The 22,195-nt window shown below is 41.7% G+C and carries 19 protein-coding genes; 10 read left to right on the forward strand and 9 right to left on the reverse strand.

Annotation, left to right across the window (positions count from 1 at the left end; genetic code table 11):
• Positions 1-7 precede the first annotated feature (7 nt).
• Positions 8-1,807, reverse strand: a complete 1,800-nt coding sequence (locus tag Q4557_RS14335; protein ID WP_303413532.1) for a hypothetical protein — start codon at positions 1,805-1,807, stop codon at positions 8-10.
• A 481-nt stretch (positions 1,808-2,288) separates the two neighbouring features.
• On the opposite strand from Q4557_RS14335, the gene Q4557_RS14340 reads away from it, so the two are divergent.
• Together Q4557_RS14340 and Q4557_RS14345 are read left to right on the forward strand one after the other, a co-directional pair.
• Entirely contained in the window at positions 2,289-3,026 is a 738-nt protein-coding gene (locus Q4557_RS14340; RefSeq protein WP_241901018.1) for a VacJ family lipoprotein, read from the forward strand.
• A gap of 51 nt (positions 3,027-3,077) precedes the next feature.
• A complete protein-coding gene (locus Q4557_RS14345) occupies positions 3,078-4,223 on the forward strand; it encodes a response regulator (protein ID WP_102439509.1) in 1,146 nt (381 codons plus the stop codon).
• A gap of 114 nt (positions 4,224-4,337) precedes the next feature.
• On the opposite strand, the gene Q4557_RS14350 is transcribed toward Q4557_RS14345, so the two are convergent.
• Positions 4,338-5,807 carry a peptide MFS transporter gene (locus Q4557_RS14350; protein ID WP_303413535.1) on the reverse strand — a complete coding sequence of 490 codons (1,470 nt, stop codon included), beginning with the start codon at positions 5,805-5,807 and terminating at the stop codon, positions 4,338-4,340.
• Positions 5,808-6,422: 615 nt separating this feature from the next.
• On the opposite strand from Q4557_RS14350, the gene Q4557_RS14355 reads away from it, so the two are divergent.
• From Q4557_RS14355 to Q4557_RS14375, 5 genes are all read left to right on the forward strand, one after another.
• Positions 6,423-6,920, forward strand: coding sequence for an OmpA family protein (locus Q4557_RS14355; protein WP_277869331.1), 498 nt, complete (start codon positions 6,423-6,425; stop codon positions 6,918-6,920).
• A 25-nt stretch (positions 6,921-6,945) separates the two neighbouring features.
• A complete protein-coding gene (locus tag Q4557_RS14360) occupies positions 6,946-7,770 on the forward strand; it encodes a mechanosensitive ion channel family protein (RefSeq protein WP_102439512.1) in 825 nt (274 codons plus the stop codon).
• A gap of 87 nt (positions 7,771-7,857) precedes the next feature.
• Positions 7,858-8,442, forward strand: coding sequence for a thiol peroxidase (gene tpx / locus Q4557_RS14365; RefSeq protein WP_102439548.1), 585 nt, complete (start codon positions 7,858-7,860; stop codon positions 8,440-8,442).
• Between the two features lie 88 nt (positions 8,443-8,530).
• Entirely contained in the window at positions 8,531-9,556 is a 1,026-nt protein-coding gene (gene ltaE, locus Q4557_RS14370) for a low-specificity L-threonine aldolase (protein WP_303413538.1), read from the forward strand.
• A 257-nt stretch (positions 9,557-9,813) separates the two neighbouring features.
• On the forward strand, positions 9,814-10,182 hold the full coding sequence (locus Q4557_RS14375) for a hotdog domain-containing protein (protein WP_076540291.1): 369 nt from the start codon (positions 9,814-9,816) through the stop codon (positions 10,180-10,182).
• A gap of 164 nt (positions 10,183-10,346) precedes the next feature.
• Here the strand turns inward: Q4557_RS14375 and Q4557_RS14380 are convergent, their stop codons facing one another.
• From Q4557_RS14380 to Q4557_RS14395, 4 genes are all read right to left on the reverse strand, one after another.
• On the reverse strand, positions 10,347-11,648 hold the full coding sequence (locus Q4557_RS14380) for an NAD(P)/FAD-dependent oxidoreductase (protein WP_102439514.1): 1,302 nt from the start codon (positions 11,646-11,648) through the stop codon (positions 10,347-10,349).
• A 412-nt stretch (positions 11,649-12,060) separates the two neighbouring features.
• A complete protein-coding gene (locus Q4557_RS14385) occupies positions 12,061-12,426 on the reverse strand; it encodes a cytoplasmic protein (protein ID WP_303413540.1) in 366 nt (121 codons plus the stop codon).
• A gap of 331 nt (positions 12,427-12,757) precedes the next feature.
• The gene (gene yiaY, locus Q4557_RS14390; protein WP_102439516.1) at positions 12,758-13,906 is read right to left on the reverse strand and encodes an L-threonine dehydrogenase; all 1,149 of its coding nucleotides are present in this window, start codon (positions 13,904-13,906) and stop codon (positions 12,758-12,760) included.
• Positions 13,907-14,205: 299 nt separating this feature from the next.
• Positions 14,206-14,823 (reverse strand): peptidylprolyl isomerase, encoded by a 618-nt coding sequence (locus Q4557_RS14395; RefSeq protein WP_102439517.1) that lies wholly within the window; start codon positions 14,821-14,823, stop codon positions 14,206-14,208.
• A 282-nt stretch (positions 14,824-15,105) separates the two neighbouring features.
• Between Q4557_RS14395 and Q4557_RS14400 the strand changes: the two genes are divergently transcribed.
• Together Q4557_RS14400 and Q4557_RS14405 are read left to right on the forward strand one after the other, a co-directional pair.
• The gene (locus Q4557_RS14400; protein ID WP_102439518.1) at positions 15,106-16,431 is read left to right on the forward strand and encodes a DEAD/DEAH box helicase; all 1,326 of its coding nucleotides are present in this window, start codon (positions 15,106-15,108) and stop codon (positions 16,429-16,431) included.
• A gap of 59 nt (positions 16,432-16,490) precedes the next feature.
• Positions 16,491-17,531, forward strand: coding sequence for a GTP-binding protein (locus tag Q4557_RS14405; protein WP_303413544.1), 1,041 nt, complete (start codon positions 16,491-16,493; stop codon positions 17,529-17,531).
• Between the two features lie 114 nt (positions 17,532-17,645).
• On the opposite strand, the gene nadK is transcribed toward Q4557_RS14405, so the two are convergent.
• Positions 17,646-18,524, reverse strand: a complete 879-nt coding sequence (nadK, locus tag Q4557_RS14410) for an NAD(+) kinase (protein WP_102439520.1) — start codon at positions 18,522-18,524, stop codon at positions 17,646-17,648.
• 98 nt (positions 18,525-18,622) lie between these two features.
• Here nadK and grpE point away from each other — a divergent pair, with 98 nt between their 5' ends.
• Entirely contained in the window at positions 18,623-19,240 is a 618-nt protein-coding gene (grpE, locus tag Q4557_RS14415) for a nucleotide exchange factor GrpE (RefSeq protein ID WP_076540307.1), read from the forward strand.
• 176 nt (positions 19,241-19,416) lie between these two features.
• Here grpE and dxs read toward each other — a convergent pair whose 3' ends face one another.
• Both dxs and ispA read right to left on the reverse strand, forming a co-directional pair.
• Positions 19,417-21,294: a 1-deoxy-D-xylulose-5-phosphate synthase gene (dxs, locus tag Q4557_RS14420; RefSeq protein WP_303413548.1), complete on the reverse strand. Its 1,878-nt coding sequence runs from the start codon at positions 21,292-21,294 to the stop codon at positions 19,417-19,419.
• Positions 21,295-21,313: 19 nt separating this feature from the next.
• Positions 21,314-22,195, reverse strand: a complete 882-nt coding sequence (gene ispA, locus Q4557_RS14425; RefSeq protein ID WP_102439522.1) for a (2E,6E)-farnesyl diphosphate synthase — start codon at positions 22,193-22,195, stop codon at positions 21,314-21,316.

The following is a 22,195-nucleotide window of genomic DNA, read 5'->3' on the forward strand; positions in this document are numbered from 1 at the left end:
GTGCATCTTAAGCATTGGTTTTTACTAGATAATGATCGCCTGGTAATAAGGTTGCGGGTACATTATCAATTACCGTGGTGAACTCTCGCGCGACAAAGCCTGCCTGATTTATTTTTATGCTTAATAGCGCTTGAAAATCACTCACTTTATCTAACAGGCTTTGATTTTCACTGGTAAATTTAACATCAAGAAAATCTCCTATCTTATGGGCATTAACCAATAAAGCCCCCTGAGCCAGATTAAATTTTAATTGCAACCGCCAACTTGTTATCGCGCTGTTATCATTAGAAGAGCCCCGTTCAAACTTGCCCTCTAATTGCTCTTTTCGTGGGCCAATGGAGTAAGGCAGCGCTATATACCAAGCGAGATGCTGATTAGCGTCGCTACTCGCTTGTTGGTATCCGCCAAAGCTAGAGGCTAGTTTGCCTAAGGACTCGACGCTGCGGGCTTTATCTAAGGCACTTAAAAGCAATTGGCTTTGGTCAGTGTTGTTGAGTACTTTTTGCTGCAGTTTATCAAGGTAGTGCTGCAATGACTGGCTCAGCTGGGTGTGAGCGCCTTGGCGTTTAAAGCCAATGAGCAACTGAAATAGTGCGCTAATTGCCCCAGCTGTTAATGCTGTATTGGGTAGCTGCTGCGTATTGGCCAGATTTAAGTTGGTTAAGCTCAGTAGCTCTTGTTTTAATAAGCTTTGATCTGCAAGTTGGGTTAATGGCCGTGGATTTAAGCTCGGCAGTAATGCTAATAAAGCACTGACAAGGGTATTAGTTGCATTATTGCTGCAAGCCTTTTTAAGTGGCATTGCGCCAGCTTTATGTAAATTTTGTTTCAGTACTTCAACGGGGCTTTTGTTTACTTGAGCCACAGTTGAGCTTGCAGCGTGTTGATGCGAGTTTACCTGTTGCTGAGGTGGTTTTACATTGGTCACCGTGGTTTCAACACTGGCTCTTAAAGGTAGTTGCTCAAGCTTTTTTAATAGCTGACTCAGTAATTGGGCCGGTTCATCTTTTCTTACCACAATATGTTCTGAGATCGCCTTTAACTTATTGTGATTGTTGTCATTGTGGCTATTGGTGTCAATCGCAAACAAATCAGCAGTCGCAACATGCAATATTGGGGTTAATGTTAACAGCGGTTTCCCAGCCACTTGGTTGATATGAGCAAGGTGTTGGCCTTGAGGCAATTTTGCTGATGCTGACACTGAAATCTCAGCCCCGGTATTAAAGCGCAAGTGATTATGTTTTATTTCAACCACAGGTAGCGGGTAACCTTGTGCTCTGGCGGCCAAGGCCAATAATTGCGGTGATGAAATATTATTGCTTTGTGCCAGTTTTAGCAGCTCAATAGGCAGCTTAGTTTGTATCGCAGGTGCGACTAGCACTAACTGCTTATTGGTGAGACTGCTCGTTGTGGCCTGTTTATGAGATGCGGTACCAGTGAGCTTAGTTAATTGCTTTATCGTGTCATTGTTTAACATTAACTGCCCACCAGAACGCAGGATTTGCTGTATTTGATGGCAGGCTGAAAATTGAAATGTTTTATTCGCGACGGCAAAGGTAACCGCGGCATGGTTTTTGGTATCTTGAGATAACAGGGGTATAGATGATGAGCAGGCTGTAGACGCTTGGTTTGTAGCTGATAATAGCGGTGTCGATGATGATTGTGTTGTCGATGATGACCGTATTGAAGATGGCAGCGTAACAGGCACTAAGCTTGCTGGTTTAGCGATATTCGCGCTGGTTAAATTGTGGCGCATTTTTGAGGCTTCAGTTGTCGCCAGTCTTGCTGTGATTAAGCCTTGTGTCATATTTTTTTATCGTCACTCAAGTTGTTTATTGCTATTTACGTAACAATTTACGAAACCATTACCTAACTATCACCTTTAAATATGTTCTATTACAATTTAAGCGTTGATCTCCTACACTCCTTGAGTATCCTTAGCCGTAATTGTTGACTATAGGTGTTGTAGTTGTAGTATTTTTGACTATCAACAGTGATAAATTCGCGCAATTAATACTGTAAATGAAATCTTAAAAGTTTATTTGGCTAACTTAAATAGCGTTACACAGAATAGGTTATACAGACTGTATCGACTTGATAGTCCTTTGCTTTAATCTTCAATGTAAATCTTTGCTAGAGTTAATCTGTAAGCTTTACTGGTAAGTGAATACAAGTTGAATTTGTAATCTAGCGCGACTGAAATAGACCCTTAACTCAGAGTATTTCAGTATTGAATTGTCCCGAAAGAGAGATGTATGAAGTATAAATTGTTGTTGCTTTCTTTATTGATGGCTTGCAGTGTTTTTTCATTAAAAGCCGAACCTATTCAGCAGGCAAACAAGCCTGATGTCGAAGTCATCTATGATGATCCTCGCGATCCCATAGAGGGATTTAACCGTGCCATGTGGGATTTTAATTACCACTATCTTGATCGTCATTTTTTCCGCCCCATAGCCCATGGATATAATGATTATTTGCCAACACCAGTAAAGTCTGGGGTTAATAATTTTGTGCGTAACTTTGAAGAACCAAGTTCGTTAGTGAATAACGCATTACAAGGTAAGTGGGGCTGGGCAGCCAATGCTGGTGGCCGATTTACCGTTAATACCACTCTAGGACTTTTTGGGGTGATTGATGTGGCAGACATGATGGGCATGACCCGCAAACAAGATGCCTTCAATGAAGTGTTAGGTTATTACGGCGTGCCAAACGGCCCTTATTTTATGGCGCCTTTTTTTGGTCCTTATGTGACAAGGGAACTCGCCTCAGATTGGGTTGATAGTCTATACTTTCCTTTGTCAGAGTTCTTGTTATGGCAGTCAGTCCTTAAGTGGGGCTTGAAAAACCTCGACTCACGAGCATCAGCCATCGATCAAGAACGTCTATTAGATAATGCACTTGATCCATACACATTTGTCAAAGAAGCCTATTTTCAATATATGGATTACAAAGTTTATGATGGCAACGTGCCAGTCAAACAAGATGATGATGAATTACTAGAAGAATATTTATTAGAGCTTGAGTGATATTGCTGAACGATGAGGCTTCTTCGACAGCAGTGCTATCGGGGGAGTTTTATGGCATTAACCAATGTCGCCGTGTTATTAGTTGAAGATGATGCAGTTTTTAGGCAGTTAGTCGCTGACTTTTTAACTCAGCAAGGCGCTGTGGTTTTTGAAGCAGAAAATGGTGAAGAGGGCGTCAAAGCCTTTCAAGCACAGCCTGTTGATATCGTCATTGCTGATTTAAGCATGCCACGCTTAGGGGGCCTTGGTATGCTTAAACAGATAATCGAGTTAAACCCTTCAGTCCCTTCAATTGTCATATCAGGTAATAATGTGATGGCTGATGTCGTGGAAGCTTTGCGCTATGGCGCCAGCGATTACTTAGTCAAACCCGTTTCTGATCTTTTTATCATCCAGCAAGCCATTGAACAAGCTATAGCGCCGCAGGCTCAGTCCGATAAGCTTGATTTTAATGACAGCCATGCAGTTATCAACTCTGCCGCTAAGATGAGCGAAGATTTATCATATCAAGAATTAGCTGATAACTTTAGCCTACTGGAAAGCAGTGCTGAAGCAGCTAAGAGTGTGCAGCAGCAATTGTTTCCTACCTCAAATATTGGTTACCCTAACGCCGATGTTCACTATAGCTTGTGTAAAAATAGTGATGTAAGTGCTTATTTTATCGATTCCACTATGGTGGGAGATAAGCATTTAATGATGTACATGGCGCATTTTTATCCTGAAGATAATCGCGCCGCATTCGGCTGTGTATTAATGCGAAGCTTTGTTAACCAAAAATTAAAACAATACCGTAATGGCGTCAGTAATACCTTAATCGAGCCTTACAATATGCTGAGCTACTTGAATGAGCGTATGGTGACTTCAGGCCTGAACTTGTATGTGGATATGGTGTATGTGTGTGTTGAGCTTGAACACTTCAGAGTTGCGATTGGCCAAGCTGGTAGCGGACTGCGTTGCTATTTACGTAATAATAACGGTTTAGCACCATTGGCGATTTCACCTTCACGACAACTAGGCTCAGATGAGTGGAATAAGCCTAGTATGCAGTTTAGGAGTTTACTGCCAGAAGAAAAGATCTGTATTGTCAGCAGTGATGCAAATCATCGAGCTCGATTACTGAATAACCAATTTAATGGCTTGTTCTATGATGAAGCGCTAGCCGCTGGCGGCTTTATGGAGTTAGCTCTTAAGCTGTAATAGATTAAATGCAAGCTGCCCACGTCATAAACACAGTATTGGATAAATAAAGCTGAAATAAAAAACCTCGCAAATGGCGAGGTTTTTTAATTCATGATGCACTAAAGCTAAGTATTAATGCTTTATTGCTTCATGTTCAGCCGTCACTGCAATTTCTTCAGTTAACGCTTGTTCTTCAGTTTCGTTGTGACCTTCAGCACCGTGCATCCAGCTAACTAACTTGTCTGCCATGAAGTAAAGAATAATACCTGAAATAGCAGAAGTAATCGCGATACCAGCGAAGATAGCCATTGCGTTTGCAAGTTGCTCTTCTTTGCCGCCGTCATGTCCAATAAATGAGCCAACTACGCCGCCAATTTTGTTCGCAATAGCGATAAATAGGAACCATGCGCCCATCATTAATGATGCAATACGCAGAGGAGCCAATTTAGTGACCATTGATAAACCAATTGGAGATAAACATAATTCACCCATGGTATGGAAGAAGTATGCACCGACTAACCACCACATGCTTGACTTAGCGTTTGCATCGCCACCCATTTCAAGTACTGCACCGATCATGAATAGGAAACCAATACCAAGTAACACTAGACCTAAGGCAAACTTAACAGGAGAGTTAGGCTCATTCTTACCAAGGCGTACCCAAATAGAAGCAATCACTGGTGCAAAAATAACAATGAACATAGCGTTAAGTGATTGGAACCAAGTGGTAGGTACTTCCCAGCCGCCAATCATTCTGTCGGTAAAGTCGTGGGTGAATAAGTTAAGTAAACCACCAGCTTGCTCAAAGCCCGCCCAGAAAATAATAGTAAATAGACCCATAACCATGATCACTTTAATGCGATCACGTTCAATTTTAGTCAGAGGTTCTTTACGAACATTACCTGCAGCGGCGTCTCTTTCTTTTTCAAGCTTTGCAGCAGGGTAACGGCCGATGTCACCAAGTAGCTTTTGAGAGAAGATAAACTGGATGATAAGTGAGAATATCATACCGATACCAGCACATAAGAAGCCCATTTGGAAGTTGCCATCATAGGCTGCAACAACAGAACCTACGATAATACCAGACAGGAATGCACCAACGTTAATACCCATATAGAAGATAGTAAATGCACCATCACGACGATGATCGCCTTCTTCGTATAAGTCACCAACCATGGTAGAAATATTTGGCTTAAATAGACCGTTACCAATAATAAGTGTACCTAGGCCAATATAGAACATCATTGTTTCTTGACCAGGGATCCAGCTATGAGGTAATGCTAATAGGAACTGACCCGCGGCCATTAAGGCGCCACCAATCATAATTGCTCTACGTTGACCTAAATAGGCATCGGCTAGCCATCCACCAATGAGTGGGGTTAAATATACAAGACCAGTAAAAGTACCATAAAGTGAAATTGCATCTGCTTGGGACCAACCTAAACCATGGCCGCCCTCTGTTTGTACTTTATCGACCAGATAGAGCACCAAAATGGCACGCATAGCGTAATAACTGAATCTTTCCCATAGTTCTGTTGTAAACAGCAGGAAAAGCCCCTTGGGATGACCAAGCATGGTCCCCTGTGGTTTTGCATTGCTCATTAAGTCTTCCACCTTAAGCTTGTGATTTGCCTGCGGGACCACTGTCGCCACAGAAATTGTTGTTTGCAATTGTGATTATGTTCAACGTATTGATATTTTCAGAATTACATTCTGTCTCGTTTCAATTTAGTTGCTTTAAATCTAATCACTTTGTTGTTTATTTATTATAGTAAATGTTGTCATTTTAAAGTTTTAAGGATTAAAACCATAAAAAGCTACCCTTATATACATCTTATAGGTCTTAAAAGTCAATGGCTGCGGGCGATCTGAGAATCTAAATGTAGACGTTGGATCAGTTTTTAACCGCAAGCTAAAGATACCTTTGTTGGTTTTTTGGTGCTAGTTGGCAAGCTTTTAGCTGGCAAATGCTATTAAAGTCACCATAACAACGGATAACAGAATTTGTGACGATTATTTAGTATGAGGTCGGTTAGCGGGCTGACAAATAGAATCTATACTTGTTTTAATTGTGTAAACGCTTTGCAAATTTTTAACAAGTATATAAAATGTAACTCATTGGATTTTAGTGTCAAAAAAACAATTTTTAGTTTTATTGCATATTAAGTGTCTGGCCATTGAGTGTAATTAACTGACTTTGATGGCGGAGGCAGGATCTTGTATCGACAACTTGTTTGTTTATGCAGCTTAGTTTTTAGCAGTTCAGTGCTTGCTTGGGTTGATAGTGATCTTGATGGCGTACCAGATAAAAAAGATGCCTGTCCCAATACACAGATTAATACAGCTGTACTTGCCAACGGTTGCCAGCAAAGCTTGGGCTTAGTGAGCGTCAGCCCGATATATTTTAATTTTGGCCAGTCTCGGGTGTTAAGGTCGCAATTACCCAGTATTGAGCGGGCGCACCAGCTCATTAAGGACAATAAGCTTGTTAGTATTTCTTTACTAGGTCACACCGACAACATTGGTAGTGAGCAATTAAACGCCAGTTTGTCAGTAAAAAGAGCCCAATCAGTTAAAGATATTTTGGTCGAGCAGTTTGCGATTGATGCCGATGTAATAGAAGTTAGTGGTATGGGGAGTTTGGCTCCCATATCAACAAATCGTACCGCGCTAGGTAGGCAAAAAAATAGACGCGTTGAATTCAAGTTTGAATAATTATTATTAATAAAGGGAGTAAACCATGGAAAGCATCGAGAGTTTGATGGCACAAGCGCCTGAATTTTTAATCACTTATGGATTAAAAGTTGTGATGGCCATTTTGATATTTATCGTAGGTAAATATCTATCTAACGTAGCTAAGAAATTAACTACAAAACTATTACTGGGCCGTAAAATTGATGAAACCGTAGCATCATTTGTCGGTAATTTGGTTTGGGGCGTGGTATTTGTATTTACGATTATCGCAACCTTAGGTCAAATTGGCGTACAAACAGCATCACTAGTCGCTGTATTGGGTGCTGCAGGTTTAGCTGTAGGTTTAGCGCTGCAAGGTTCATTGTCAAATTTTGCCGCAGGTGTGTTGATGGTTATCTTCCGCCCTTGTCGTGTAGGTGATTTTGTTGAAGCCGCTGGTGTAGCGGGAGTGATTGAAGAAATAACTATTTTCTCAACTAAACTTCGTACTGGCGATAACAAGACCATTATTGCTCCAAACTCAGCGATGATGGATGGCACTATTATTAATTACTCAACTAAAGAAACACGTCGAGTTGATTTAGTTATCGGTGTGGGTTACACCTCAGATATCGCAGCAACCAAGAAAGTTATCTCTTCTGTATTAGACAATAATCAATATGTTCTTAAAGATCCTGCATACACTGTTGCACTAGGTGAACTAGCAGATTGTTCTATTAACTTCGTGGTTCGTCCATGGGTTAACACTGCCGATTACTGGCCAGCTCATTTTGAGTTACTAGAACAGATTAAGAATGCGCTAGATGCTGCAGCTATTGAAATTCCATTCCCACAAATGGATTTACATTTAAAAGAAATGCCAGCTAAATAGCCTATTTAGTGCATTTTGTTCACAAAGCCAGCTATTATGCTGGCTTTTTTATGGCCATTTTATCGCAATGATTTCGTGAGGTTAAAAATGTACAATAATATTCTATCTTCAGTCGCAGTGGTTATTGCACTTACCTTGCCTAATGTCAGTGTTGGCAGTGAAGTGACGACAATTACTATGGGCGGTAAGCCGATGGAGTTAGTAGGCCAGCAATTAAGCGTTAATACTCAAGCGCCTGACTTTACCCTTGTTAATGAGATATTCGAGCCCATAAGCCTGGCTGACTTTAAAGGAAAAACCGTATTAATTAGTGCTGTGCCTAGCTTAGATACTGGGGTCTGTGCGTTGCAGACTAAGCGATTTAATAAATCAGTCAGTCAATACAACGACAATGTGGTGATGTTAACTATTAGCACCGATTTACCTTTTGCTCAAAAGCGTTTTTGTCAGGCAGAGCAAGTGGATAAAATAACAGTGCTATCAGATGCTGTATGGCGAGATTTTGGTCATAAATATGGTTTACTGATCAAAGACCGCGGTTTACTTGCGAGAGCTATTTTGATTATTGATACGAACGGAACACTCAAATATAAAGAACTTGTAGCTGAGGTGGCTAATCATCCAGATTACGACGCCGCATTATCGGCATTAAATAAAATTTCTGCCGACTAGCACAAGCTTAAGCACGAATAACTGGGGTAGAATAAGCTAATTTTACAGTACTAGAAACAGTACTCGCGCCAGTTTATTGAGAGTGGATATGATTGATTTTCGCAGTGATACGGTAACAAAACCCACAGATGTCATGCGTAAAGCCATGGCGAATGCCGAGGTTGGCGATGATGTTTATGGTGATGATCCCACGGTAAACCATTTACAAGATATGGCTGCTGACTTATATGGCTTTGATAGTGCTTTGTTTGTTAGTTCTGGTACTCAAGCTAATTTATTGGCCTTAATGGCACATTGTGAGCGAGGTGATGAGTACCTTTGTGGTCAACAGGCTCATAATTATAAATTTGAAGGTGGCGGGGCAGCAGTACTGGGCAGTATTCAACCGCAACCGTTAAACAATCAGCCAGACGGTTCAATTTTACTTGCAGATATTGAAGCTGCTATTAAGCCTAATGATATTCATTTTGCGCATACTCGTTTATTGAGCCTTGAAAATACCATTGGTGGTAAGGTGTTACCGCAGAAATACCTTGCTGATGCCCAAGCATTAGCCTTTAATCATAATTTAAAAATCCACTTAGATGGCGCGCGCGTAGCGAATGCTGCAGTGGCACAAAATATACCCATTAGTGAGATTACTCAGTATTTTGATTCGGTTTCAATTTGCTTATCAAAGGGCTTAGCTGCGCCAATAGGTTCAATATTGCTTGGGGATGAGCGCTTAATACAAAAAGCTATACGCTGGCGTAAAGTGCTCGGTGGCGGTATGAGGCAAGCGGGTATTATTGCAGCAGCAGCCCAATTGGCTATTACCGAGCAAGTGGATAGGTTGGCAGAAGATCATGATAATGCCGCGCTTTTAGCACAGCTGTTATCTGAAATGCCTGAGTTTTCAGTGGATATCAATTTAGTTCAAACTAATATGGTGTTTGCATCTTTAGATAAGGCATATGATGTCAAGCATCTCGCTTTACTATTGGCGCAAAAGGGCATCATTATCAGTCCGTCATCGTCATTACGCTTGGTGACCCACAAAGATATTAGCCGGCAGGATATTGTGACTTTTATCACTACCTTGAAGCAAATAATTGTCCAGCTGAATAATAAATAATCCAGATAAAACTGTCTTAGCTCAAATGTGGCACCCATAAATGAGCGCTCAATCAGTTATTGATTGTCTTTAAAAGCACTTCTGCCAAGAGGTGCTTTTTTTTGGTGCAAGCAAGTACTGAGGTTGTAATATTATGGCGCAGTTAAGAGACCATATTTAAATCATGGTTTTATCATTTTTAATTATTTCAACAGCTTGAAGAGTTGGCTTTAAAGTTGCTACCTATAAAGTGGTATAGTAATTCAAGGAGCAATATTATGGAATATTTAGGCCGTCATATTGTAAAACCAGTAAATTTAAATGCAGAACAAAGTCTATGTTGTGGCCAGCTACTGATGTGGCTTAATCAAGAAGCGTCGATATTTGCCCGCTGTCAAATGCACAGTAAGCAGCTAATGGCTAAGTTAGTGTCAGAAATTAATTTTATGAGTCCCGCTAAAATGGGTGATGTGATTGAGTTTGGTATGGAAGCCATTAGCTTAGGGCAAAGTTCTATTACATTAAGATGTAAAGTGAGAAATAGCCTTAGCAATGCACCGATCGCTTATATCGATAAAATTGTGTTTGTGAACATTAATGAAAGAGGTTTACCGATCCCTCATGGCATTAGAGCGAATGCCGCCTAAGGGGATGGTTTAATCATTGCGAGTACCGGTAAAGGTAAGTGTTTAGCAAACTAGCCCCAATAGAGTCGTTCACTGGCGTTAACCTTGCCAGCTTTAATTGATCTAAAGCTGGCAAGGTTAATGTTTTATCTTTATCAGTTAGCGCTTAAGCGCCTAATTCCACTTTAGTGTAATTTAAGATGCGGATGAATAATGCGGCTGATCCCTTTTGCCAGCATCATTAAGGTGCCTTTCACCACACCGTGCAGCTCAATTAAGTGACGACGATAAAGTGAGGTGTAAACAAAACGGGCAATTTTACCCTCAACCAAAACCCCGCCACCCATAAATGACATTAGGTTACCGACAGTGTGGAACTTCGACAGGTTCACCAGCGAACCTAAATCTTTGTAAACGTATTCATTTTTAGGATCTTTGCCAGCAAGCATCAACATAATGTTATCAGCTGTCATTAATGCCATTTGTCTTGCTGACTGGCCTCGTGGAGGTACCCAGCTGCCATCAGCTTGTGGGCAAGCTGCACAATCGCCAATAGAGAAGATTGAGGGGTCTAGGGTGGTTTGCATATTTTGCTTCACCATCACTTGGTTAATATGATTACTTTCAAGACCACCAATATTATTTAAAAAGTTTGGTGCTTTAACACCTGTTGACCATATAACCATATCTGCAGGGATCAAGGTGTTATCTGTTGTCGATAAGCCTTCTGGTGTCACTTGTGTAATGCGGGTGTTTGTCATGACCTTCACTCCCAATTGCTTGAGTTCACGGGTCACTGAGTCAGAAATTTCTACTTTGCCGACTTTAGGTAAAATGCGCTCATCAGCTTCAATGAGGGAAACTTCCAGCAAACTGGTATCAATTTTATAGCCAAAGCCACTGAGTTGCTCTACCGCATGATGCATTTCAGCCGACATTTCCACACCAGTCGCACCTGCACCTACCACAGCAATTTTTATTTTATCATCCAGTTGATGATGACTGGCATAGCGCATAAATTTATTTAATAACAGCTTACGAATTTGCATCGCTTGTTCAGTGTTATCTAAAAACAGGCTGTGCTCTTTGACGCCAGGAATATTAAAGTCATTGGCTACGCTGCCAATGGCAATCACTAAATAGTCATAAGGAATATGACGAGCGGGTAAGAGTTCATCCCCGTTTTCATCATTAATTGGCGCTAAAATAATATGTTTATCATCACGATTAATATCAATCATTGCACCTTGTTGAAAATGGTAACCATGTGCTGAGGCGTGGCCACGGTAGCTAATTGCATCAATGCCAATATCTAAGGCGCCAGTAGCCACTTCATGAAGCAGTGGTTTCCACACATGGCTTTCGGCACAATCCACGAGTGTGACTTTTGCTTTGGCTTTTCTACCAACTTTATGACCCAATTTAGTGGCGATTTCCATGCCACCTGCGCCGCCGCCAACGATGACGATATTCGGAACTGCTTGCATCTAAGATGCTCCTTTAGTGAAGTTAAAATAATTCGGTTATATTTTTATCGGTATGGCTTTAACGACAAGGAACAGAATCGACAAAATCTTATAAAAATTATGCGCTTTAGCGTTGCAAACTCACTTGTCATGTAAAGGTAATCAGAGTAAAGCGAGTTAATTTATAAGATTAAAAAAGAACGCAGCATATCGAAGCGTTAAAAGGCAGTCGTAAAGCGTGTTAAAAATTATGAGAAGCAGTTTATATAGTAAACAAAGCTGGGATGTCTTAATAAGAGTGTGGAACTGTGAACTGATGGTTAACTAGTTTGGAATAGTGTTAACTGGATCACGTATTGGCTTTGGTAATATTTGAGATTGTCACCGAAAAACATAACAGCGTTTTTCGGTGATTCAGTAATCCTTGGAAACGTTACTGAGCTTTAGCAAGACGCTTGTTATAGTCTTCGACTAAGTGGGCAATGATTTTCTCTGGATCTGCATCTTGGCAGCAATCATCGAGGAATATCTTAAAGGTGACCATAGCGTGGGCATCATTTAACAGGCGATTGCTTTGCATTGAGTAATAAGTGTTGTCGGTGTCCGACTTTCTAACGACAAACTTTCCGCTTTCAAATGATTTTGAACCGGGTGCATTGTGCCATTTGGTGATGCGGTTTAGTGCAATTTCTGAGGATTGGTTGATTTCTATGTGGTTTAACCAGCTAGCTGTTTTATTTTTTTCTTTATAGTGAGGACATCTTACTGTGTAGTTATACACATGAGTGATTGCAGTCATAGCTTACCTACTTATTTAAGAATGTAACTTCATCATAGACCCCTATTTTAAGGCAGGTCAATGGTTATTTTGAGAAGTTAGACGCGGTTAACAGTTATGTGTGTAAGTGTATTATTTATTAAATAAAAGTATCAGTTTGTAGTTAGAATACTTAAGTGTGACTATTATTTTTAGCGCTGTGGCTGGCGCTATTTCAATAGCTTAATGGCAATTTTATTGGCCTTAAGCTGTGTTTTAGTCAGGTTGTTCTCTAGTAGAGAATGCCAGCCATTGACAGGCTTTATTCGCGGATCAGCTTGAGCCGCGAATATATGAAACTTACGGTTGTAACCTATAGTGCGTTAGTGAATATTTCACAAATCTCACCATGGGTCGCTTGTTTTGGGTTAGTGAGGCCACAGGCATCTTTTAACGCATTATCAGCCAGTGTAGGGATGTCTTCTGGGTTAACTCCAAGTTCAGTTAAATTTGCTGGGATATTGACTGCAACAGACAAGGTTTTAATGGCTTCGATTGCAGCCGCTGCGCCTTGAGTATCATCTAATTGCGCCACATCTACACCCATTGCTTTAGCAATGTCTTTTAATTTACCTGGCACCACTTGCGCATTGTAAGCTTGTACATGCGGCAGTAATAGTGCATTACACACACCGTGTGGTAAATCATAAAAGCCGCCAAGTTGATGGGCCATCGCATGAACATAACCTAAGCTAGCATTATTAAATGCCATTCCCGCTAAGAATTGCGCGTAAGCCATTTGCTCACGAGCATTGATATCATCACCTTGTTCAACCGCATTAACCAAGTTAGCTTTAATCAGCTCGATGGCTTTAATTGCACAAGCATCGGTAATTGGGTTCGCAGCTGTTGATACATAAGCTTCCACCGCATGAGTTAATGCATCCATACCGGTTGCGGCTGTTAACGCCGCAGGTTTTTCAACCATGAGTTCAGGGTCATTTACTGACAAAATAGGGGTGGTGTTTTTATCGACAATCGCCATTTTAATATGACGTGACTCATCAGTAATAATACAGAAACGGGTCATCTCACTGGCTGTGCCAGCCGTAGTGTTAATTGCGACTAGCGGCATTTGTGGTCTTGTTGAAACATCTAAGCCTTCGTAGTCTTTGATGCTACCACCATTGGTCGCCACTAAAGCGATACCTTTAGCGCAATCATGTGGCGAGCCGCCACCTAACGAAATAACAAAATCACACTCGTTGGCATTAAGCATTGCTAAGCCTGCTTCAACATTTCCCATGGTTGGGTTAGGTTGTACGCCATCAAAGATAAATACTGCAATGCCATTGTCCATAAGCTTAGCCGCTACTTTATCAACTAAACCAATTTTTACTAACGGTGCATCAGTAACAATAAGTGCGCGCTTAAAGCCCAGTGTTTTGATGTCATTGATTGCTTCATTAACACTGTCTTGACCGAGAATATTTACGCTAGGAATGAAAAATTTAGTCGCCATGGGAAACCTCTTTAATGATTAAAATAATTAATACAGAATTCTTTAATGTCATTAAATTACCAATCATATTGACTATAATTTGTGACTTATTTCATACATTTAAACTTGTTCATGTTGTTTCTGTGGTTTTAATCGTAATTAGCGGAGCTAGCTCTGATTTTGCTAGTGAAGTGTAATCTTGATTGTACTTTTGGTTTTATTTGCGCTGTAAACCAATAAAAAGCCCGCAACAATAATTGTTGCGGGCGTTAATAATAAAGCGCTATACATTAGTCACATACAAATTTTTTGCTAGGTTATCATTGTGGGCAGCTGGTTTCTTCAACGCTGTTGATGACGATATCTGTTACAGGTACGCTATTACTATTAATCGATACCATGTTAATTTGATCGACCACTTCAGCCATACCGTCATACACTTGACCAAAAACCGCATAACCACGTTGGCCACTGGAATAATCTAATTGAGGATTATCGAGGGCGTTGATATAAAACTGTGATGTGGCTGAATCTGCCACTGTGGTGCGCGCCATCGCTATGGTGCCACGTGCGTTAGTTAGGCCGACATTGTCTTCTAATGTGATAGCTTCAAAGCCAGGCTTGCTCACTAATCCTGTGGTAAAGCCACCGCCTTGTGAAACAAATTGATAGACAACGCGGTGAAATAGTGTGCCATCATAAAACTGCTCATCGACATAGCGTTTAAAATTCGCTCCAGTAATGGGTGTATTAGTGGTATCGATGGCTAAGCTGATGTCGCCCATTGTTGTCGACATAACATAGCAAATATCGGCAACTAGCTCAGTAGGTTCGACAGGTGGTGTAGTCTCAGGAGTTTCTGGAACTTGAGAGTCAGAGTCTGAGCCACCACAAGCGCTAAGGGTTAATGCAAATAATAACGGGTATAGCAGTTTCATCACAGGCCTATTAGTTGTTTTATTATTGTGAGACCTATGTTGCTAAAATGTGCCAATTAAATCAATAAATAAAACCATAAGATACAAAGTGTTACCTAAAGGCCGAAATAACATATCTTAGCGTGTTATAAAACAGAGCTAACTTATATGTACTTGGCTGATTTTACAGGTTAATGCATTGCATTAAGCCTAAGTGCCTTTATTTAGCTGTGGTTTTTATTTCGCTAATATTAACCTAAGTCGCTACAATAGCGCCTTTAACAGTAGTTTTCAGAGAACAATATGACTTTTGATTCATTAGGCTTGTCACAACCGATTTTGGATGCGGTTAACACATGTGGTTATAGCGATATGACCCCCGTACAACAAATTGTGATCCCATTAGCTATTGAAGGTAAGGATATATTAGCCAGCGCACAAACTGGTACCGGTAAAACTGCTGCATTTGCTTTACCTTTATTAACTCGTCTTGAGCTTGAAATAGCCGAACAAGAGAGCAAAACAGCTTGGCAACGTTTACGGGTACTGATCATGACCCCAACTCGCGAGCTGGCGATTCAAATCGAACAAAATCTGGTTAACTATGCCCAGTTTTTACCCTTTGAGAGCCTCGCGGTTTATGGCGGTTCGAATATCAACCCGCAACGAAAAGCCCTCGCTAAAGGTGTCGACATTTTGGTAGCAACTCCTGGGCGATTATTCGATATTATTGGTCAGCATGACCTTGATTTATCCTTTGTGACCCATTTAGTTATCGATGAAGCCGATCGCATGTTGGACTTAGGTTTTGTTAAAGATATCGAAAAAGTGAAGCGGATGATCAATCGTCAACATCAAACCATGATGTTTTCAGCGACCTATTCTAATGATGTCAAAAGCTTAGCGGCAAAAATGCTCAAAAATGCCGAGTATGTGCATATATCGAATCAAAAACCTGCTGAAACGGTAACCCAATCGGTATATCAAGTAGATAAACGCCGTAAAGCAGAGTTACTGTCAGAGCTGATTGGCCGTAATAACTGGCAACAGGTGATGGTATTTACCAGCCTAAAAGAAACGGCTGAGCACTTACTTAAAGAGTTTAAGTTAGATGGTATTAAAGCTGCCGTATTTCATGGTGACAAAACTCAAGGCGCTCGCAACCGTGCTTTAGAAGAGTTTAAGACGGGTAAGCTGCGCGTCATGATAGCGACCGATCTCGCCGCAAGGGGTCTAGATATTGAAGCTTTACCATTAGTGATTAATTTTGAATTACCCCCAGAGCCTGAAGATTATGTTCACCGTATTGGCCGTACGGGCCGCGCAGGCTTAACCGGTCAGGCCATTTCATTGGTCGCACAAAATGAAATGGAGCTGTTAGAAGACATTGAAGCACTCATTAGCACCTCAATACCTGTGGTAGTGTTACCCGGTTATGAACTTGGCGCGCCATTACCGGCTCGATATAGAGAAGTCGATGCTGAAAAACCTAAAAAGCTGTTTAAACATAAACGCCAAGGTGGCAACCGAAATCGCGGCGGCGCAGCTAAAAGTGGCCCTGCTGGTAAAGGTAGTCGTGCTGATGGGAACGCTAAGCCGACTAGACAAGGCAAGTACGCTAAAAAATAATAATCACAATGCTTATTATTTACATGGGTTTAATTTAGTTATTTAGTGGAATTTATCAGGTGATCCGTAAACGCATTAATACTAACCTCATTACCGGCTTTTTAGGGGCAGGTAAAACCAGCTTAATTGTGTCGTTACTGGCAATCAAACCCAAGGGTGAAATTTGGGCTGTGCTAGTTAATGAGTTTGGCGAAGTGGGTATTGATGCGAGCCTGATAACTGGCTGCAACTCATCCGAACAAGTGGTCATAAAAGAAGTTGCTGGTGGCTGCTTATGTTGCGCTGCAGGCGTACCGATGCAAGTGGCGATTAATCAAATTATTCAAAAAGCTAAGCCAGATAGATTGTTAATTGAACCAACTGGACTTGGCCATCCTGCTGAAATACTCAAGGTACTGACCAATGAGTTTAATCAGCAAGTATTGCAGTTAAATCAAACCTTATGTGTGGTTGATGCGCGCAAGCTCAAAGACACTCGCTACACTGAAAATAGTAACTTTAATCAGCAAATAGACATTGCAGAAGTGATTTACGCCAGCAAGGCCGATTTATATCAGCAAGATGATTTTGCCTCTTTGTCAGCTTACTTAGCTAATGATAAAAAACTGTGTATTGCCTCTAACACAGCTGATGTGCTTAATCATGTTTATTGGGCGTTGATAAAGCCGCGAGCAATTAGTCTCAGCAGTTCAAGCACTCAAGCATCTTATTTAGCCAAGTCAGTGACCAAGCCTAGCCAATCACTGTTTGACTCAAATGCTGCTGTGGTTGATGATGAGTTCAATGGCCAAGGTTTTATAACCAAGTTAAATCAAGCGCAAGGAGCGCATAGTATTGGCTGGATTTTTAGCGCCGAGCATTGTTTTGACTTTGATAAGTTAGTTGCCTGGTGTGACGGCTTACTTAATGAGGTGCTACGCATAAAAGCGGTAATGATCACAGAAGAAGGCATTGGCGCTTTTAATGCTGTCGATGGCAGGCTGTCGATTAACGAGCTTGATGAAGTCATGGACTCAAGATTAGAGATAATTAGCTTAAACCCGTTATCAGAGGCATTATTAACAGAGCAAATCCTCAATTGCTTGAGTGACATGGCTTAGACGGGCTAGATCACAGTGGTTGTTGTTAAATTTTTTCCTAAAACAACTGCTACTAAAGTAACAACAGTTACTAAAGCATCAGTTATTTTCAACCACTGCAGCTAACATTAGCCCTTAAAACAGTTTGCTGCCCCAGCCCAATTTAGCGCGCAAAACATCAAAGTAATTGTGGCCTTTAGGGTGGATCATTCTTAAATGATTATTGCTACGGCGAATAAAAATTTCATCCCCAGGCAACACAGCTAAATCAACGTGACCATCACAGCTGACTTCTAAGTTCTCGCCGTTATCCGGTGATACCACTAATTTTATGGTGCTACATGCATCCACCACAATAGGGCGAGACGATAGTGTATGAGGGAACATAGGCACTAAAATTAATGCTTGCAGGTTAGGGGTTAAAATTGAGCCGCCAGCAGACAAGGCATAAGCTGTTGAGCCCGTTGGGGTTGATACAATCATGCCATCGGCGCGTTGGCTATACATGAATTGCTCATCAATATAGACCTCAAACTGGATCATGTGCGCCACTTTACCCGGATGCAATACCGCTTCGTTAACCGCAGAGTTACTGGCTTTTAAAATCCCATGACGATGCACTTCAGCCTCTAGCAAAAAGCGGTTCTCTGTATCGTATTCGCCTTCAAGTACCTTAGAAAGTGATTCTTCAAAGTTATCGGGTGGTAAATCCGTTAAAAAACCAAGGTTGCCACGGTTAACCCCAATAACCCCAATGTCAAAGCGAGACAATACCCGCGCGGCGCCGAGCATATTACCGTCACCACCGACGACAATAGCGAGATCGCAGCGCTCACCTAATTCAGTTAAATCAACAGATTCCACTTCAACTTTTAACTCAGAAGCCACTCGCTCTTCGGCTAATATGTCGAAGCCTTGCATGGAAAGCCAATGATGCAAACGCTTTAAAGTGCGATTGGTACCTTGATGATGTGGCTTGCCAATGAGGCCGATTGTTTGAAACTTTTTAGTCATATTAGTATTTGATTTGCACAAAGGCTTGAAACGAAGAAAATGATCCCCATAATATGCCCATAGTAATCAGAAACAAAGCATTTTTAGCTGGAGTGAAAATGAGCAACGAGTCAAACAAAGTAGATCAAGAGATCATTGATGCAGAAGTCGTCAATGAAACGGAAACTGAAGTCGCAGCAGAAGAGGCCACCGAAGTTGATGCGTTAACTCAAGCTAACCTTAAAATTGAAGCATTAGAGCAACAACTTGCTGAAACTCAAGCAGCCTTAGCTGAGCGTAAAGATGTTGAAATTCGCGCCGCTGCTGAAACGGCAAACATCCGCGCTCGTGCAGCAAAAGATGTTGAAAAAGCCCGTGCCTTCGCATTAGAAAAGTTCGTGAATGAGCTTTTGCCTGTATTAGATAATATGGAACGTGCACTTGCTGGTGTTGATGCTGAAGATGAAGCAACTAAAGCGATTGCTGAAGGTGTTGAATTGACCATGAAAGGGTTAATGGCAGCAGTTGAGAAAAATGGCGTAGTGCTTGTTAATCCATTAGGTGAAGCATTTAATCCAAATCATCATCAAGCTATCGGTATGCAGCCAAGTGCAGAATACCCTAAAGATACCGTGATGCTAGTTATGCAAAAAGGTTACATCTTAAAAGACCGTGTACTTCGCCCTGCGATGGTTATGGTGTCTCAAGGTGGCGCAAGTGTTGATACACAAGCGTAATGCATAACAATTGAAAACTGACTTCTTGGTTTGCCAATCAATAAGCAAAGGGTTGGCAAAGCAATAGTTAGTAATCAAGCGTTAGTAATAAAGAGTTAATAAAAAGGACTGCCAATGCAGTCCTTTTTTGTGATTTTTAGTAGCGCCAATCAAATTGGCTTAACTCCCTGAGGCGGTTAACTTAAATAGTCTTGGATTTGGGCTAAAACACCCGCACCATCTAATTTAAGCTCTTGGATGATTTCATCCGGTCCACCATGCTTGATAAATTCATCAGGTAAGCCAATTTGCAGCACAGGCTTTAAGATTTTCATTTGATGCAGCGCTTCAATGACGCCGCTACCCGCACCGCCCATAATGGCATTTTCTTCAACGGTGACAATCACGTCATGACTATGAGCAAGCTCAGCGAGCAGGGTTAAATCTAATGGCTTAACAAAGCGCATATCGGCAACGGTGGCATCGAGCGTCTCAGCGGCTTCAAGCGCTGCAGCAAGAGTAGTACCAAAGTTAACAATGGCTACACGTTGCGTCTGCTGTTGGCTTTGACGTTTAACCAAGCCTTTACCAATCGCAATAGGAGTCATTTCTTCAGTTGGTTCAATACCTGTCGCACAACCACGAGGGTAGCGAACCGCCGTTGGGCCATCTTTATAGCGATAACCGGTATAGAGCATTTGGCGACATTCATCTTCATCAGATGGTGCCATAACGACCATATTGGGAACACAACGCAGGAAGCTTAAATCAAAAGCACCTTGGTGAGTTGGGCCATCAGCGCCAACAATACCACCGCGATCGATAGCAAATAACACAGGTAAGCGCTGTAGAGCTACATCGTGAATTAACTGATCGTAACCACGCTGCAAGAAAGTTGAATAGATAGCGACAACAGCTGAGTAGCCTTCACACGCAAAACCAGCACCTAAGGTGACCGCGTGTTGCTCAGCAATCGCGGCATCAAAATACTGGTTTGGAAAACGCTGTGAAAACTCAACCATGCCCGAGCCTTCACGCATGGCTGGTGTAATGGCGAGTAACTTGTCATCTTTTTCAGCAACATCACATAACCACTTACCGAAAATTTGCGAAAATGTCGGTGAACTTGGTTTTGTTTTCGGCTTTCTAAATTGAGTGTGGTCAAATTTAGGTACTGCATGCCAACCGATAGGATCTTTTTCAGCAGGCTCATATCCACGACCTTTTTTAGTCATGATATGCAGGATTTGCGGGCCCTTTAAATCGCGCATATTACGCAGGGTTTCAACTAATGAATCAACATCATGACCATCAATCGGGCCAATATAGTTAAAACCTAGTTCTTCAAATAAGGTTCCAGGTACGACCATACCTTTAAGGTGTTCTTCAGTACGCTTTGCCATTTCTTTAATGACAGGCATACCTTTGAGCACTTTTTTGCTGCTTTCACGAATGGTGGTGTAGAAGCGGCCTGACATTAGTTGGGCTAAATGGTTATTCAGTGCGCCGACATTTTCTGAGATAGACATTTCATTGTCATTTAACACCACTAACATGTCATTGTGCAGATCGCCTGCATGGTTCATGGCCTCAAACACCATACCGCCGGTCATCGCACCATCACCGATAACGGCCACGACTTTACGATTTTTCTGCTCTTTTTGGGCAGCCACAGCCATGGCTAATGCTGCACTAACAGAGGTACCAGAATGCCCGACACTAAAGGTGTCGTACTCACTTTCTTCACGCCATGGGAAAGGGTGTAAACCGTTCTTTTGACGAATGGTATGCATTCTGTCACGACGACCAGTGAGAATTTTATGGGGGTAAGCTTGGTGGCCTACATCCCATACTACGCGGTCAAAAGGCGTATTATAGACATAATGAAGTGCTACTGTTAATTCAACAGTACCAAGGCCTGAAGCAAAATGGCCACTTGAGTTACTGACTGATTTAAGCAAAAACTGTCTTAATTCATCGGATAACTGTGGCAGCATGCCTTGCGGCAGCTTTTTCAAATCGTCAGGGGTATTAGCTTGAGCTAATACCGGAAATTGAGAATTATCGAAACTCATATGGCGGTAAACTGTCTCTTTATATTCTTCGCGCAATGATATAGCGGGCGAAGTCTGCAATTAACTGGCTATTGTAGGTCAATTTTGCCAGCGCTGATAGTGCATCGTTAATTAGTTGCTCGGCGCATTCATTTGCACCCTTAAGCCCTAATAATTTAGGAAATGTGCTTTTATTGGACTCTTGATCACTGCCTTGGGGTTTACCTAATTCTTCAGTGCTGGCAATGATGTCTAAAATGTCATCTTGTACTTGAAAGGCTAAGCCAATATTGGCGGCAAAGTCTCTGATAATTTGTTGGTCTAGGCTTGATGCTGATGCCGCGATTAAGGCAAGTTCTGCAGCGCAGCTAATTAAGGCACCGGTTTTTTTATTATGTAACAGGGTTAGCTGCTCAAGGTCTATACGCTTATTGGTGGCGCCTAGATCAATAGCTTGTCCGCCGCACATACCACTATAACCCGATGCTTTAGCTAAAGCGGTTACCATAGCAAGTTGCTGAGAGGCGCTAATGCTCTCATTAGGCTCGCAAATAAGTTCAAAGGCTAAGGTTTGCAGGGCATCGCCTGCAAGGATAGCGCTGGCTTCATCAAAAGCAATATGCACCGTTGGCTGGCCGCGGCGCAGGGCATCATCGTCCATGGCAGGTAAATCATCATGGATTAATGAGTAGGCATGAATACATTCGATAGCGGCTGCGGCGTTATCAAGCTGCTTTAAATCAGCACCTAACATTTCACCAATGCTATAAACCATAAAAGGTCGAATGCGTTTGCCGCCCAATAAGGCGCCGTGGGTCATTGCGGCTTTTAATATAGGGGCAGCGTCATCAAGCTGGGCAAGTTTAGTTGCTAAAACTTGGTTCACGCGTTGTTGGTATTGTTCAATTGACTGGGCTAACAC

It is taken from the genome of Shewanella sp. 5_MG-2023 (assembly GCF_030547465.1).
Lineage (GTDB): Bacteria > Pseudomonadota > Gammaproteobacteria > Enterobacterales > Shewanellaceae > Shewanella.

What these genes read in the sequence shown, in the direction of transcription:
- Q4557_RS14335 (WP_303413532.1), bottom strand. Translation starts at nt 1,807, where the DNA reads ATGACACAAGGCTTAATCACAGCAAGACTGGCGACAACTGAAGCCTCA.
- Q4557_RS14340 (WP_241901018.1), top strand. Translation starts at nt 2,289, where the DNA reads ATGGCTTGCAGTGTTTTTTCATTAAAAGCCGAACCTATTCAGCAGGCA.
- Q4557_RS14345 (WP_102439509.1), top strand. Translation starts at nt 3,078, where the DNA reads ATGGCATTAACCAATGTCGCCGTGTTATTAGTTGAAGATGATGCAGTT.
- Q4557_RS14350 (WP_303413535.1), bottom strand. Translation starts at nt 5,807, where the DNA reads ATGAGCAATGCAAAACCACAGGGGACCATGCTTGGTCATCCCAAGGGG.
- Q4557_RS14360 (WP_102439512.1), top strand. Translation starts at nt 6,946, where the DNA reads ATGGAAAGCATCGAGAGTTTGATGGCACAAGCGCCTGAATTTTTAATC.
- tpx (WP_102439548.1), top strand. Translation starts at nt 7,858, where the DNA reads ATGTACAATAATATTCTATCTTCAGTCGCAGTGGTTATTGCACTTACC.
- ltaE (WP_303413538.1), top strand. Translation starts at nt 8,531, where the DNA reads ATGATTGATTTTCGCAGTGATACGGTAACAAAACCCACAGATGTCATG.
- Q4557_RS14375 (WP_076540291.1), top strand. Translation starts at nt 9,814, where the DNA reads ATGGAATATTTAGGCCGTCATATTGTAAAACCAGTAAATTTAAATGCA.
- Q4557_RS14380 (WP_102439514.1), bottom strand. Translation starts at nt 11,648, where the DNA reads ATGCAAGCAGTTCCGAATATCGTCATCGTTGGCGGCGGCGCAGGTGGC.
- Q4557_RS14385 (WP_303413540.1), bottom strand. Translation starts at nt 12,426, where the DNA reads ATGACTGCAATCACTCATGTGTATAACTACACAGTAAGATGTCCTCAC.
- yiaY (WP_102439516.1), bottom strand. Translation starts at nt 13,906, where the DNA reads ATGGCGACTAAATTTTTCATTCCTAGCGTAAATATTCTCGGTCAAGAC.
- Q4557_RS14395 (WP_102439517.1), bottom strand. Translation starts at nt 14,823, where the DNA reads ATGAAACTGCTATACCCGTTATTATTTGCATTAACCCTTAGCGCTTGT.
- Q4557_RS14400 (WP_102439518.1), top strand. Translation starts at nt 15,106, where the DNA reads ATGACTTTTGATTCATTAGGCTTGTCACAACCGATTTTGGATGCGGTT.
- nadK (WP_102439520.1), bottom strand. Translation starts at nt 18,524, where the DNA reads ATGACTAAAAAGTTTCAAACAATCGGCCTCATTGGCAAGCCACATCAT.
- grpE (WP_076540307.1), top strand. Translation starts at nt 18,623, where the DNA reads ATGAGCAACGAGTCAAACAAAGTAGATCAAGAGATCATTGATGCAGAA.
- dxs (WP_303413548.1), bottom strand. Translation starts at nt 21,294, where the DNA reads ATGAGTTTCGATAATTCTCAATTTCCGGTATTAGCTCAAGCTAATACC.